The 14,179-nt window shown below is 65.3% G+C and carries 13 protein-coding genes; 4 read left to right on the forward strand and 9 right to left on the reverse strand.

The window, feature by feature from the left end; all coding sequences use genetic code 11:
- Nucleotides 1-363: PhzF family phenazine biosynthesis protein (locus AC2FNJ_RS02830; protein WP_496762259.1), on the forward strand; the 363-nt coding region annotated here is incomplete at its 5' end.
- On the forward strand, nt 363-1,223 hold the full coding sequence (locus AC2FNJ_RS02835) for a glycosyltransferase family 10 fucosyltransferase (protein ID WP_496762261.1): 861 nt from the start codon (nt 363-365) through the stop codon (nt 1,221-1,223). The genes AC2FNJ_RS02830 and AC2FNJ_RS02835, both read left to right, overlap by 1 nt.
- Nucleotides 1,224-1,406: 183 nt before the next feature.
- On the opposite strand, the gene AC2FNJ_RS02840 is transcribed toward AC2FNJ_RS02835, so the two are convergent.
- The 5 genes from AC2FNJ_RS02840 to AC2FNJ_RS02860 all read right to left on the reverse strand — a co-directional run bounded on the left by AC2FNJ_RS02840 (nt 1,407) and on the right by AC2FNJ_RS02860 (nt 6,398).
- On the reverse strand, nt 1,407-2,564 hold the full coding sequence (locus AC2FNJ_RS02840) for an alpha-D-ribose 1-methylphosphonate 5-triphosphate diphosphatase (protein ID WP_496762262.1): 1,158 nt from the start codon (nt 2,562-2,564) through the stop codon (nt 1,407-1,409).
- The gene (locus AC2FNJ_RS02845) at nt 2,561-3,331 is read right to left on the reverse strand and encodes an alpha/beta fold hydrolase (RefSeq protein WP_496762264.1); all 771 of its coding nucleotides are present in this window, start codon (nt 3,329-3,331) and stop codon (nt 2,561-2,563) included. Before AC2FNJ_RS02845 ends, AC2FNJ_RS02840 begins: the two co-directional genes overlap by 4 nt.
- Before the next feature lie 38 nt (nt 3,332-3,369).
- Complete coding sequence (locus tag AC2FNJ_RS02850; protein WP_496762265.1) at nt 3,370-4,212, reverse strand: DMT family transporter; 843 nt, start codon at nt 4,210-4,212, stop codon at nt 3,370-3,372.
- A gap of 177 nt (nt 4,213-4,389) precedes the next feature.
- A complete protein-coding gene (gene groL, locus AC2FNJ_RS02855; protein WP_496762267.1) occupies nt 4,390-6,033 on the reverse strand; it encodes a chaperonin GroEL in 1,644 nt (547 codons plus the stop codon).
- 53 nt (nt 6,034-6,086) lie between these two features.
- Nucleotides 6,087-6,398, reverse strand: a complete 312-nt coding sequence (locus AC2FNJ_RS02860) for a co-chaperone GroES (protein WP_496762269.1) — start codon at nt 6,396-6,398, stop codon at nt 6,087-6,089.
- Between the two features lie 252 nt (nt 6,399-6,650).
- Here AC2FNJ_RS02860 and AC2FNJ_RS02865 point away from each other — a divergent pair, with 252 nt between their 5' ends.
- Complete coding sequence (locus tag AC2FNJ_RS02865; protein WP_496762270.1) at nt 6,651-7,550, forward strand: alpha/beta fold hydrolase; 900 nt, start codon at nt 6,651-6,653, stop codon at nt 7,548-7,550.
- A 217-nt stretch (nt 7,551-7,767) separates the two neighbouring features.
- On the opposite strand, the gene AC2FNJ_RS02870 is transcribed toward AC2FNJ_RS02865, so the two are convergent.
- The 3 genes from AC2FNJ_RS02870 to trxB all read right to left on the reverse strand — a co-directional run bounded on the left by AC2FNJ_RS02870 (nt 7,768) and on the right by trxB (nt 12,422).
- Nucleotides 7,768-9,486, reverse strand: coding sequence for a bifunctional sulfate adenylyltransferase/adenylylsulfate kinase (locus tag AC2FNJ_RS02870; RefSeq protein ID WP_496762272.1), 1,719 nt, complete (start codon nt 9,484-9,486; stop codon nt 7,768-7,770).
- A gap of 221 nt (nt 9,487-9,707) precedes the next feature.
- Complete coding sequence (locus AC2FNJ_RS02875) at nt 9,708-11,369, reverse strand: adenylate/guanylate cyclase domain-containing protein (protein ID WP_496762274.1); 1,662 nt, start codon at nt 11,367-11,369, stop codon at nt 9,708-9,710.
- 111 nt (nt 11,370-11,480) lie between these two features.
- On the reverse strand, nt 11,481-12,422 hold the full coding sequence (gene trxB / locus AC2FNJ_RS02880) for a thioredoxin-disulfide reductase (RefSeq protein ID WP_496762275.1): 942 nt from the start codon (nt 12,420-12,422) through the stop codon (nt 11,481-11,483).
- Between the two features lie 224 nt (nt 12,423-12,646).
- Between trxB and AC2FNJ_RS02885 the strand changes: the two genes are divergently transcribed.
- Complete coding sequence (locus AC2FNJ_RS02885; RefSeq protein ID WP_496762276.1) at nt 12,647-13,147, forward strand: Lrp/AsnC family transcriptional regulator; 501 nt, start codon at nt 12,647-12,649, stop codon at nt 13,145-13,147.
- A 96-nt stretch (nt 13,148-13,243) separates the two neighbouring features.
- On the opposite strand, the gene AC2FNJ_RS02890 is transcribed toward AC2FNJ_RS02885, so the two are convergent.
- A complete protein-coding gene (locus AC2FNJ_RS02890; RefSeq protein ID WP_496762277.1) occupies nt 13,244-14,026 on the reverse strand; it encodes a Hint domain-containing protein in 783 nt (260 codons plus the stop codon).
- Nucleotides 14,027-14,179 lie beyond the last annotated feature (153 nt).

Below are 14,179 nucleotides of genomic sequence, written 5' to 3' on the forward strand. Positions count from 1 at the left end.
CTGCGCCGCCTTGCCGAAAGCCAGGGGTATTCCGGAACCGACATGATGGAGCCGTTTCTGGTGACGCTTCAGGGCGCCACGGAGCGGGGCGACACCTTCTCGCGCCTGCTGATGGCCCCGCCAAGCCCGCCCGAGGATCCGTTCACCGGATCGGCGACCGGCGCCATGGCGGCCTATCTCTGGAAATACGGCCTGATGCCGAAGGACAGCTTCGTGGCCGAGCAGGGCCATGACATGGGGCGTCCCGGCCAGGCGAAAGTCACGCGCGTCGGCCCGGTCGAGGCGATGACCGGCGTCAAGGTGTCGGGGCGGGGATTTGTCCTGATGCGCGGGCAGGCCGACCTGCCGGCCGGGGGCATTTGATGGCCGAACCCGCGATCGCGCTACTGCCCTATGGCAAACGGCTCGGCCCGGATCTGGCGCGGCTGCCGCTGTCCGAACTGATCTGGCCGCTGGGCTGCCCGGAGCGGCTGACCGGCGCGGCGGTCGGCGACCTCGAGCCCACCGACCACCTGATCATGTACCCCAACACCATGGCGCATTTCCGCCTGCGGCGCGGCACCCGGGCCCGGATCTCGCTGATGATGGGCGAACCCAGCGCGATCCATGCCAAACACGACCGTCTGCTGCGGTTCACCTGGCGGCGGTTCTTCCGGGTCTTCACCTTTCACGAGATCCTGCTCGAGACGCTGCCCAACGCGGTGTTCCTGCCCTACGGCTCGACCCTGGTGCCGGAATGGCGCGAGTTGAAGGTGGACAAGACCCGGTCCTGCTCGCTCATCGCCTCGTCCAAGCGCGACCTGATCGGCCACCAACTGCGCCATGCCGTGATCGACTGGGCGCGCGCCAGCGGACAGGACGTGGACATCATGGGCCGCGGCTACCAGCCCTTCGGGCGCAAATCGGACGGGCTGGCGCCTTACCGCTATTCGGTGGTGATCGAGAACGTACGGGAAAGGAACTATTTCTCGGAAAAGCTGATCGATGCCATCCTGTGCAGCACGGTGCCGATCTATTGGGGCTGCCCCAATATCGACCGCTTTCTCGATCCCACCGGCATGATCCTGTGCAGCAGCGAGGCCGACATCCGTCGCGCCGTTGCAGCGGCTTCGGCCGAGGAGTACGAGCGGCGGCGACCGCATATTCAGGCCTTGCGCCCGGCGGCCGCGGATTTCGGCGCATTCGAACGCCGCGCCGCCGAGGCCTTGCGGGATCAACTCTAAAGCGGTGCGCCTCCGGCGCGCTGAGTTTTTCTTTTGTTGAGGGACGCTGTCCCTCAAACTCCCTGGGGTATTTGACACCAGAAAGAAGCAAGAAAGAGACCGCGGCTTCTTTCTGGTCCGAAATACCCCGGGGTGAATTGCCCGAAGGGCAAGAGGGGCAGCGCCCCTTCGCGGGTTTCCAGATCAGGTGGCGGCCAGAAACCGCGCCGCAATGTCACCCGACATATGGCTGATCCGCCCGCCGCTCAGGGTCGCGGCCACACGATGCGAACTGGCGTCGAGCACGACCATGTCGGCGCGTTTTCCGGCCGCCAGCGTCCCGCGATCGGTCAGTCCCAGAACGCGCGCCGGCCCCTCCGACACCAATGCCCAGGCCGAGGCGAAATCCAGCAGTCCGGAGGCCGCCAGCATCAGCGCGGCGCGGCGTGGGCTGGGATAATGGTAATCCGAAGCCAGCGCATCGCACAGGCCCATCGCGATCAGGTCCACCGCGCTGACATTGCCGTTGTGCGACCCGCCACGCACGACGTTCGGCGCCCCGAGAACCACGCCGTCACCGCCCGCCTTCGCCGCTTCGGCCGCAGCGAGCGTTTCAGGGAATTCGCAGATATCCACACCCCTCCGCCGCCAACGGTGCCGGGTTTCGGCCCGACCGTCGTCATGGCTGCCCATGCGTATGCTGCGTTCCGACAGCCGTGCGCACAGAATATCCAGCGCGGCGGGCACCTCGGCCGTCCGGGCATGCAGCGCCTGCATCAGCTCGAGATGCGCGTCCGGGCTGCGACCGGCCTTGAGCGCCTGTCCGGTCAGCCGCGGCGGGCGGCGTCCCTGCGCGAGCCGGTCGTGGGGCAGATGGTCGTTGAACACCACATAGGACACGCCCCAGGCGGACAGGCGGTCGGGCAGGCCGTCGTAATTGTCCAGCAGGTGCGTCTCGAAACGCAGCTGCGGGATCAGGTCCGTCCCCACCAGGGGCTTGACCCGCAACATCGCCGCAAAGACACGCGCCGCAAATTCCGGCCCCCGGAGCCCCCCTTCCCAGCTGCAGAACTGCGCCAGCACGGCGGTGGTGATGCCATTGGCGGCCAGTTCCGCCTCGGCCGCCAGAACGCCCTCGTCCAGCTGCTTCATCGCCCCGCGCCGCGGCGCCAGGTGGCGCTCGAACCCGTCCCCGTGCGGATCCACGATACCCGGCAGGACGAGATATCCCGAAAGATCGACGCACGGCCCCGCACCCGCTTCGGCGATGCGACCATCGGCGATGGATAGCTCCGCCTCGACCAGTCCTTGGCCCGGCAACAGGAATTCGGCGCCGCAAAGGCGCATTTCCAGCGCCGTCATCGCGTCGGCTCCGACGCCGGTTCCGAACAGTCCTGGCCAAGGCAGATTTCGTCGATCAGCGCCGCCACCGCCTCGGACCACGACAGGTCGGGTCCGAAGCGGCCGAACTCGATGAAATGCAGGGCCTGCGCGGCCACGCGGGGGTTGTTCATCATGAACGTATGCGTCACGGGAAGCACGATGTGATCCGCCATGCCCTCAACCCGGGTACTGGCGACCGAGACCTTGCCATCGTCCGGGCCGTCGATCATAGCGGAGAAGAACGGGTTCAGCGAGTTTTGCCCCGCGATCACGCCCAGTTCGAAATCCACCGGCGGCAGCGCGCGCGGCACGCTGTCCGGCCCGGTCCCCAGCGCCAGACCGGCAGGCCCGTGCAAAAGCCCGAATGCGGACCAGTCGCCCAAGGCGTCCACCAGTTCGCTGCCCTGGTTGGGCGGTCCCAACATGACCACGCGCCCCAGATTTGCGGGTCTGCGGTCCTGCAGCCAATGGCGAACCAGGATGCCGCCCATCGAATGCGCCACGACATGCACCCGCTGATCGCCGCATTCGGCGAAGGCCGCCGGCAGGGTGCGGTCCGCAAGCTCCCGGATCGGCAGCGCCGTCGACGGATAGCCGGGCCGCACCACGTCATAACCGCGGGCCAGGAACAATTGTTCCATCATCGCAAACGAAGCCTCGGTCCGCGCCAGCCCGTGCAGCAGCACCACGCAATCCGCGCGCGCGGCCGCGGGCCAGATCAGCAGCAGGAAAAGCACAAAACGCATGCCCGCCAGATACGCGCATTTCCGCGGCAGGAAAAGCCTCAGCCGCCACGGTTCCGCGATACCGCCAGCGCGATCCCGCCCAGAACCAGCCCGGCGCCCAGGACCAGCCGCCAACCGAGGCCTTCCGCCAGCACAAGGACACCGGCCACCATGGCGATGACCGGCACGCTGAGCTGCACCGTGGCCGCCACCGGCGCGGCAAGCCGCGGCAGCACACTGTACCAAAGCGCATAGCCCAGACCCGACGTGACCGCGCCGGACAGAACCGCCAGCAACGCACCTGCAGGCGTCATGCTCCAGCCCCCTCCAAACAGCAGTATCGCCAGCCCGGTCATCGGAAGGGCGACCACGAAATTCGCGCCTGTGCCGGCCAGGGCATCCGGCTCGCCGCGTCCCGCCAGCGAATAGGCGCCCCAACCGATCCCGGCCAGCACCATCAGAGCGGCCCCCGCCGGATCGACCCGGACCGCGCCGGACGGCCACAGCAGATAGGCCAGGCCGGCAAAGGCGACGGCCGCCCCGGCCCATTGGCGCGGCGAGGGCGGCGCGGCGGAGACCGAGGCCGCGGCGAACATGGTCAGCTGAACGACACCGAACAGGATCAGCGCGCCGGCGCCGGCATCCAGCGTCAGGTAGGCCAGCGAAAAGCCGATCATGTAGAGCGACAGGGCCCCGGCGCCGACCACCCGCCGCCCGGAGCGCAGCGGCAACCGGCCCCCGCGCGCCATCACCAGCACGGCAAGCGTCACCGCACCGGCCAGCACCCGCACGACCGCAAATCCCCCGGGATCGCTCGCGCCGCTCTCCACCGCCAGCCGGTTGAGGATCGAATTGGCGGCAAAGGCCACCATGGTCAACGCTGTCAGAAGAACGACGTGCATCCTCCCCTCATAAGGCCCGTTGCGCGCCGCGCAAACGCGATTCTCACCGCTCCCCGGCATCCCGGCTTCTTTCTGGTCGCAAATACCCCCGCCGGAGGCAGGCCCGCATCGCGGGCCTTGACGAAAAAGGGGCCGCCCGAAGGCGACCCCCAGCATCCTTTGAACGGAGGACGGTGCTTACATCATGCCGCCCATGCCGCCCATGTCGGGCATGCCGGCACCGGCGCCTGCACCTTCCTTCTGCGGCTTGTCGGCCACCATCGCTTCGGTGGTGATCAGCAGGCCGGCGACCGACGACGCATCTTCCAGCGCGGTCCGGACAACCTTGGCCGGGTCGATCACGCCAAAGGCGAACATGTCGCCATATTCCTCGGTCTGGGCGTTGAAGCCGAAGGCCGGGTCGCTGGATTCGCGGATCTTGCCGGCAACCACGGCGCCGTCGACACCCGCGTTCTCGGCGATCTGGCGCAGCGGCGCCTCGATGGCCTTGCGCACGATGTTGATGCCCGCGTTCTGGTCGGCGTTTTCGCCTTCCAGCCCGTCCAGCGCCTTGCCGGCCTGAACCAGGGCGACACCGCCGCCGACGACGACGCCTTCCTGCACCGCGGCGCGGGTTGCGTTCAGCGCGTCATCCACACGGTCCTTGCGCTCTTTCACTTCGACCTCGGTCATGCCGCCGACGCGGATGACGGCCACACCGCCGGCCAGCTTGGCCACGCGTTCCTGCAGCTTCTCGCGGTCGTAGTCGCTGGTGGTTTCCTCGATCTGGGTACGGATCTGGGCCACGCGCGCCTCGATCTCGGCCTTTTCGCCGGCCCCGTCGACGATGGTGGTCTCGTCCTTGGTGATCGAGATCTTCTTGGCGGTGCCCAGCATGTCCATGGTGACGTTTTCCAGCTTCATGCCCAGGTCTTCGCTGATGACCTGACCGCCGGTCAGGATCGCGATGTCCTGCAGCATCGCCTTGCGGCGATCGCCGAAGCCCGGCGCCTTGACGGCCGCGATCTTCAGGCCGCCGCGCAGCTTGTTGACCACCAGGGTCGCCAGCGCTTCGCCTTCGACGTCCTCGGCGATGATCAGCAGCGGCTTCTGCGACTGGATCACCTGCTCGAGCAGCGGCACCATCGGCTGCAGCGACGAGAGTTTCTTCTCGTGCAGCAGGATCATGGCGTCTTCCAGTTCGGCCACCATCTTGTCGGCGTTGGTCACGAAGTAGGGCGACAGGTAGCCGCGGTCGAACTGCATGCCTTCGACGACATCGGTCTCGGTTTCCAGACCCTTGTTCTCTTCGACGGTGATGACGCCTTCATTGCCGACCTTCTGCATCGCCTCGGCGATCTGGCGGCCGATTTCGGCCTCGCCATTGGCCGAGATGGTGCCGACCTGCGCAACCTCGGCCGAGTCCTTCACCTCGCGCGAGGCGGCCTTGATGCCTTCGACGACCTTGGCGGTCGCCAGGTCGATGCCGCGCTTGAGGTCCATCGGGTTCAGACCTGCCGCAACCTGCTTGAGGCCTTCCTTGACGATGGCCTGGGCCAGCACGGTGGCGGTGGTGGTGCCGTCGCCGGCTTCGTCATTGGTGCGCTGGGCGACTTCCTTCACCATCTGCGCGCCCATGTTCTCGAACTTGTCCTCCAGTTCGATTTCCTTGGCGACCGACACACCGTCCTTGGTGATGCGCGGCGCGCCGAAGGATTTGTCCAGAACCACGTTGCGGCCCTTGGGGCCGAGCGTGACCTTGACGGCGTCGGCCAATACGTTGACGCCCTTGAGCATCTTGTTGCGGGCATCCGTCGTGAACTTGACGTCCTTAGCAGCCATTTGACTTGCTCCTTGAATTCACTTTGTCGTTGAGGTCAGGCGATCCGGGCGCTTCAGGCGGCCTTGGCCGCGGCCGAGGCTTCGATGATGCCCAGGATGTCGCTTTCCTTCATGATCAGCAGTTCTTCACCGTCGATGGTGACTTCCGTACCCGACCACTTGCCGAACAGGATCTTGTCGCCTTCCGAAACGGACATCGGGATCAGTTCGCCGCTGTCCTTGCGGGCACCTTCTCCACAGGCGATGACGACGCCTTCGGCCGGTTTCTCCTTGGCGCTGTCGGGGATGATCAGTCCGCCAGCGGTCTTTTCGTCGCTTTCGACACGGCGCACCAGCACCCGGTCATGAAGAGGTTTGAATGCCATCTTTGCAGCTCCTTGGCTCAAAGGTTGTTTTTCCTCCCCCCGCGGGTCGCGGGAGTGTTGGCACTCACCCTGAGAGAGTGCTAACGCGGAATAGCTAAGGCGGAAGCCCGTTTGTGTCAACAAGCCGGGAAAGATTTTTTGAACCCCGCCGGCGATCCCGCAGACGACGGGTTTCCAGCCCGCGCGGCGGCGATTAGGCTGAGGCCGGACCGGGCGGATCCCACGCCGCGGGCGCCGGCCGAAAGGGATGCAATGCAGATCGAAACAAACGGCATACACCTCGAAGTCGAGGAGTTCGGCCCCCGCACGGGAACGCCGCTGATTCTGATCCGCGGTCAGGGCAGCCAGCTGGTTCACTGGCCCGATGCGCTGGTCGAAGGCTTTGTCGAGGCCGGATGCCGCACGATCCTGTTCGACAACCGCGATGTCGGCCTGTCCCAGCGCTGCCCGACTCCCAACGCACCCGGCAAGGCCGAGGCGATCCTTGATCTCATCCGGGGCGGCGGCCCGCTGCCCAGGCCCTACGGGCTCGAGGACATGGCGGCGGATGTCACCGGCCTGATGGATGCGCTTGACCTCGAACGCGCGCATGTCCTCGGCATCTCGATGGGCGGCGCGATCCTGCAGCAGATTTGCATCGCGCAACCCGACCGGCTGCTGTCGGCCACGCTGGTGATGACGGCCTGCCGCCCCCTGGCCGAACGATCCGGCGGCGATCCGGCGGCGCTTCTGTCTCTGGCCGAAAGCCTCTTGGTGCCGCCCCGCTCGCAACGCGACTATCTCGACAGCCAGATTGCCGAACACCGCATGTGGGGCAGCCCCGGCTATCCGATGGCCGAAGACGACATCCGTGCCATGGCCGCCCGCGCCTATGCGCGCGGCGTCGACGACGAAGGCATGAACCGTCAGATTCTCGCCATGGCACACGCCCCGGACCGGCGTGCCGCCCTGAAACACGTAGACCTGCCCTGCCTGATCCTGCACGGTTCGGACGACACCCTGGTTCCTCCAAGCCTCGGCGCGGAAATCGCCGCCCATATCCCCGGCAGCGAGTTTCACGCCATCGACGGCATGGGACACATCATCACTCCGGCCTTGGCGCCGGTGATCGTGACAATCGTGTCGGATTTCCTCCGCCGCCGCGCCGTTTGAGGCAGGATGTCCTTCGAAATGAGCGCCTCCGGCGCGCTCTACTCCTTTTTTGTTGAGGGACGCTGTCCCTCAAACTCCCTGGGGTATTTGAAACCAGAAAGAAGCAAGAAAGAGACCGCTGCTTCTTTCTGGTTGAAAATACCCCGGGGTGAATTGCCCGCAGGGCAAGAGGGGCAGCGCCCCTCCGCCGGCCCATCAACCCGACCTCGGCGACAGGTCAGTTCCCGGCGATCAGCCCCATGCTTTCGAGTTTCAAGAGCACCTGATGGGCGCAGTTGTCCACGTCCACGTTTTCGGTCTCGACCCTCAGTTCCGGGTTTTCCGGGACATCATAGGGGTCCGAGATGCCGGTGAACTCCTTGATCTTGCCTTCGCGTGCCAGCTTGTAGAGGCCCTTGCGGTCGCGGCGTTCGCATTCCTCGATGCTGGTCGCCACATGCACCTCGCAGAAGGCGCCGAACTGCTCGATCTGCTCGCGCACGGCGCGGCGTGTCACCGCATAGGGCGCGATCGGGGCGCAGATGGCGATGCCGCCATTCTTGGTGATCTCGGACGCGACATAGCCGATGCGTCGGATGTTCAGGTCGCGGTGCTCTTTCGAGAAGCCCAGCTCGCTGCTGAGGTTCTTGCGCACGATGTCGCCGTCCAGGAGCGTCACCGGGCGGTCGCCCATTTCCATCAGCTTGACCATGAGCGCGTTGGCGATGGTGGATTTGCCCGACCCGGAGAACCCGGTGAAGAAGACGGTGAAGCCCTGCTGCGACCGCGGCGGGAAACGGCGGCGCAATTCACCGACCACTTCGGGAAAGGAGAACCATTCGGGGATCTCCAGCCCTTCGCGCAGACGGCGGCGCAGTTCGGTGCCGCTGATGTTCAGGATCGTGACCTTGTCCCTGTCCTTGATCTCGTCGCTGGGCTCGTATTGCGCGCGTTCCTGCACATAGACCATGTGTTTGAAATCGACCATCTCGATGCCGATCTCGTCCTGGTGCTTGCGGAACAGATCCTGCGCGTCATAGGGGCCGTAGAAGTCCTCGCCCCGGCTGTTCTTGCCGGGGCCGGCATGGTCGCGGCCGACGATGAAATGGGTGCAGCCGTGGTTCTTGCGGATGATCCCGTGCCAGACCGCCTCGCGCGGGCCGGCCATGCGCATGGCGAGGTTCAGGAGCGACATCGAGGTGGTCGAGGCCGGGTATTTGTCCAGCACCGCCTCGTAGCAGCGCACGCGGGTGAAATGATCCACGTCGCCCGGCTTGGTCATGCCCACGACCGGGTGGATCAGCAGGTTGGCCTGCGCCTCCTTGGCGGCGCGGAAGGTGAGTTCCTGATGCGCCCGGTGCAGCGGGTTGCGGGTCTGGAAGGCGACGATGCGGCGCCAGCCCACCTTGCGGAAATAGGCGCGCAGTTCGTTCGGCGTGTCGCGGCGGGCCTTGAAGTCGTAGTGCACCGGCGGTTGGATGCCGGTCACCGGGCCGCCCAGATAGACCTTGCCCGCGGCGTTGTGAAGATAGTTGACCGCCGGATGCGCGATATCGTCCGCGCCAAAGACCTTGACCGCTTCATTGGCCTTGTCGGGGGTCCAGCGGTCGGTGACGGTCATGGTGGCGAGGATCACGCCCTCCTGATCGCGCAGGGCGATGTCCTGGCCGAGTTCGACCTTTTCGGCGAAGGCCTCGCCCACATCCAGGGTTATGGGAATGGGCCACAGCGTGCCGTCCGACAGCCGCATGGTCTCGACCACGCCGTTGTAGTCCGCCTCCGACAGAAACCCCTTGAGCGGGTTGAACCCGCCGTTCATCAGCAGTTCCAGGTCGCAGATCTGGCGCGGCGTCAGATCCCAGCTGGTCAGGTCCGCCGCCTCGACCTTGAGTTTCTGGGCGGAGTCGTAGGAAACGTACAATTCGGGGATCGGGGCGAGATTGCTCAACATCGTCATATCAATACTCTTTTCACGCAGTCAGGGAATGTGGCCATGTGGGTGTTCTGCTGGGCATTTGCCGCGTTGATCGGGGGAAGTCCAGATGGTCCACTGCAACTAAGGACGATATGTGCCGTTTTTTTGCATATCAGAAGAAAATTCGGAGGCATATGCACGAGCAGGGAAAGGTTTTCTTGAACGGCGGCTCGCGATTTCGGGGTTGACCTTTCGCCTCGGTGTCAAATGTCGTCCAGGTCGGATGCGCGCGCGACAGGCAGGGCGCTGAGGGGGGCGGTCACGCCGCGCAGGCGGAAGTCCCGCAGCGGCAGCGACGAGATGTCCAGCCCGGCGGTCTTCAGAACCTGGGCCGAGACGAGCAGTTCGACGTTCAGATCCTTGGTCTGGCCTTCCAGCCGGCTGGCGGTGTTGACGGTATCGCCGATGATCGTGCGGGGGGCGTGTCCGGCTGCGCCGATTTCGCCAAGGACCACGTTGCCGATATGCAGGCCCATGCCGATGCGGATGGCCGGCGCGTCTTCGGCCGCCAGTTGCTCGTTGAACCGCTCCAGGGCGCGGCCGACGCCGGCCGCGGCGGCCAGCCCCGCGCGGGCCGAGCTGGCGGCATCGCGGGTTTCGAACACCGCCAGCAGGCCATCACCAAGGTATTTGTCCACGATCCCGCCCGCTTCGGTGATGGCGGGCACGATGGCGTCGAAGAAACGGTTGAGCAGGAACACCACGTCATAGGGCAATTGGCCGGTCGTCCGCGCGGTGAACCCGCGCATGTCCAGAAACAGCACGGCCAGCTGCCGTTCCTGTCCCTGGCTGGCATGGGCGCGGCTGCGGCCGCCCTCGGGGCGGAACACCCGGAACACCGTTGACGGGTTCATCGGCCGGATCTGACAGGCCAGGCGCATGCCCGGCGGGGCGCCGACGGCGGCGAGGCTTCTGGCCTCGACCTCGCCGGGCGGGTGCAGCAACTCGCCGCCTTCCTCGACGATGACCCGGCAGGTCGTGCAGCGCCCCTTGCCGCCGCAGAGGGCGGTATGCGGCACACCGTTGGCCTGCGACATCTCCAGCAGGGTCATGCCTTTTTCCGAGACCACCTCGGGGCCGTCCACGTAGCGCACCCGGACCGAGTGCCGCCGCCGCCACAGCTTGCGTCCGAAATGCACCAGAAACGCCGCGCCCAGTGCGATCCAGAATGCCGTCAGCGCGTTGTTCTTGACGATGGTCATCGCCTCGAACGCCTCGGGCGCGGGCCAGTTGTAGTGCTCGACATACTGCGTGCGCAGGTCCGGGTCGGAAAAATCCGCCCAGATGCGCCGCCCCTCGGTCAGGAGACCCGCCAGGGCGAAGCTGGGGATGAACACCGCCACGCCGATCAGATAGGGCACGGTCCGGTTCCACCAGCGCGTGATGCGCAGCCACATATGCAGCCCGATGCAGCCATGGATCCACACCACCAACAGCAGGGTGCTCTGCATCCAGATGGCCGAGTTGGGCCACATCAGGAGGATGATGTAGCCCATCTCGTCATTCACGTCGAAAACCTCATGCGCATAGCGCGTGTGGACGATGTGCGAGATCAGCTGCAGCGGGATCAGGAAGCCCAGTACCGCCTGCAGCGCCACGTGAAACGGCATCCGCAGGGTGCGGCGCTGGGCGATCGTGACCAGCGCAAGGCCCGCGTGCACCGACAGCGCAATGTACAGCAGGATGCTGCCGAGCCGATGCCGCGTGATCTCCTGCCGGCCGTCCTGCATGTCGTGCAGAAAGTCGGTGTGAAACAGCCCAAGGCCGATGTTGAGGAAATGGAAGAACGCGAACGCGAACAACACAAGACCGCTCGCGATCCTGAGCCGGGTCGCCCAACTGCCCTGCCAAAGGGGGTTGCTCAAACTGTCACCCGATACTTGCCGCGCTTGTCCCAAGTCTGCGGCCACGGACCGCACCGGTCAAGCGCGGCGGGCATCGGCATCAGGGCGATGCCGGTGCGCCGCGTTTTCCGGTCACGCCTGTTCGGCCAGGAACCGCTCGGCGTCCAGCGCCGCCATGCACCCCATGCCGGCCGAGGTCACGGCCTGACGGTATTTGTGATCCGTGAGGTCGCCGGCCGCGAAGACGCCCGGAATCGAGGTTTCGGTCGAATCCGGTTTCGTCACGACATAGCCGCCCATATGGGTTTCCAGCACATCTTTGACCAGTTCGTTGGCCGGAGCGTGGCCGATCGCGATGAACACGCCCTTGCAGGGAATTTCGGTGATCTCGCCGGTCTTGACGTTCTTGACGCGAACCCCTTCGACGCCCAGCGGATCGTCGGTGCCGATCACCTCTTCGAGCGTGTGGAACCAAAGCGGCTCGATCTTTTCGTTCTTGAACAGCCGGTCCTGCAGGATCTTCTCGGCCCGGAGTTCGTCGCGGCGGTGGATCAACGTCACCTTCGAAGCGAAATTGGTCAGGAACAGGGCTTCTTCGACCGCGGTGTTGCCACCGCCGACGACCACGATCTCCTGCCCGCGATAGAAGAACCCGTCGCAGGTGGCGCAGGCCGACACGCCAAAGCCCTTGAACTTGTCCTCGGACGGCAATCCCAGCCATTTCGCCCGCGCGCCGGTCGCCAGAATCACCGCATCCGCCGTGTAGGTGGTGCCGTTGTCCCCCTTGGCGGTGAACGGGCGCTGGCTGAGGTCCAGGTCGGTGATGATGTCGCCGACGATCTCGCAGCCCATGGCGGCGGCGTGCTCCTGCATCTTGATCATCAGATCGGGGCCCTGGACTTCGGTGAAGCCGGGATAGTTCTCGACATCGGTGGTGGTGGTCAGTTGGCCACCGGGTTCGATGCCCTGGACCAGGATCGGCTGGAGCATGGCGCGGCTGGCATATACGCCGGCGCTGTAGCCGGCCGGCCCCGATCCGATGATCAGAACCCTGGTGTGACGTGTCTCGGCCATGAAATCCCCGCTCTGCTTGCCTGTCGTACCCGTATTCTTCGGAGCAGGGATATAGCCATGCTCGATGCGGTCTTAAAGCCCTAACTGACCTGCGCCGGCCGCCGGTATTCACGGCGGGGCGGGCAAAACATGCCTTTGACATATAAGAATGTTGCGCGATCGCGAAAGAATATTGCGCCTGAATAGGGGGCTGTTATAAGAACCGCAAAAGTCAGGAGCATTTCATGGTCTCAACACGGTTGGACGAAATCGACCGCAAGATTCTTGCCGAACTGCAGGCGGACGGTCGAATGACCAATGTGGAACTGGCAAAACGTGTCGGCATATCGGCTCCGCCGTGCCTGCGGCGGGTGCGTACGCTGGAGGAAGCGGGTTACATCCGCGGCTATCACGCAGATGTCAACGCCCGCGAACTGGGCTTCGAGGTTCAGGTCTTTGCCATGGTGGGGCTGGAAAGCCAGGCCGAGGTCGAGTTGCGCGCCTTTGAGGAACGGTGCCGCAACTGGCCGTTGGTGCGCGAATGCCACATGCTCAACGGCGAGGTCGATTTCATCCTCAAATGCGTTTCACCCGATCTGAGCAGCTTTCAGCAGTTCCTGACGGGCGAGTTGCTGACCACGCCGAACGTGGCCAGCGTCAAGACCTCGCTGGTCATCCGCGGGGCAAAGGATGAACCAGGAGTTCCGTTCGACGTGCTCGAAGAGCGTCTGAGCCGAAGCGCCTGATCTTGACGTCGCCACCCGGCGATCTGGTTGACGGCAGACAGGCGGCGAGGGTCAGGGACACGGCCCAGCTGATAAGAATGTGCATGGCGCGTCCTCTCAGGCCGTGATCGCATCGACTTCGCCGTCGCCGGCGCGCGGCATGAGCAGCGGCCCGAAATCGTTCAGCGACTCGATGTGGTCGAACAGGCTCAGATAGATGGTGCGCAGGGTGTGGCTCATCATCCGGATCGCGTTGAGGCCGGGGTGGTAGGTCTCGAACTGCAGGCCGTCCACCTTGATCAGCGCGTGGCGCCTGAGGCAGATGTGGAACAGTTCCACGGGCGTCGGCGGGATGGTCTCCACGACGCTCATGCCGTCCAGGAACTCCTGCACCGGAGTCAGCATCGGGCTGCCGCCGGCCATGTGCCGCAGATGCGACGGCGTCGCAAGGATTCGGGCGGACGGCCCGGCGAGAACCCCCGACATCGGTTTCTGGACGCCGAAGGAGTCCGCGGTGATGCGGGTCAGGGGATGGGTGCGTCCGCGCGCGTCGGGGCGACCCGGCAGCAACGTGACGGACCCTTTCCAGAGCACGGTCTGGGCGCTGCCGTCATGGGTGATCACGCGGTCTCCGGGCAGCAGATCCTCGATCGCCGTCGCGCCGTGGTCGGTTTCGACCAGCGATCCGCGCGACAAGGCGCAGAAGGCGTCCTCGAACAAGGACAATGCGGGCGCGACATGGCGTTGGCGCACCACGTCCCCGTTCGGCGCCAGCGAACTGACTTCGTAGCGCCGCAGTTGCGGGCGCGTCGCGCCGCGCAGCGCGGCCGGATCCTCGAGCACCGCGGTCGTGGTGACGGCATTCCGTGCCGCGCGGGTCAACGAATATGGAATAGACATACGTATCCCGTCCCTTTCATTTCCGCCAAGTGTCGGCAGCCCCCTCAGACGGCCTTGAACTGGCATTCAAGATTTGAATGTCCTGAAACGGTCGCAACCGCGCTGTGAACCAGCGGGATTGCTCGGTAAAGCGAGCGGAAGAATGCCCGTCTT

Source organism: Ruegeria sp. BHSB196, from assembly GCF_059613135.1.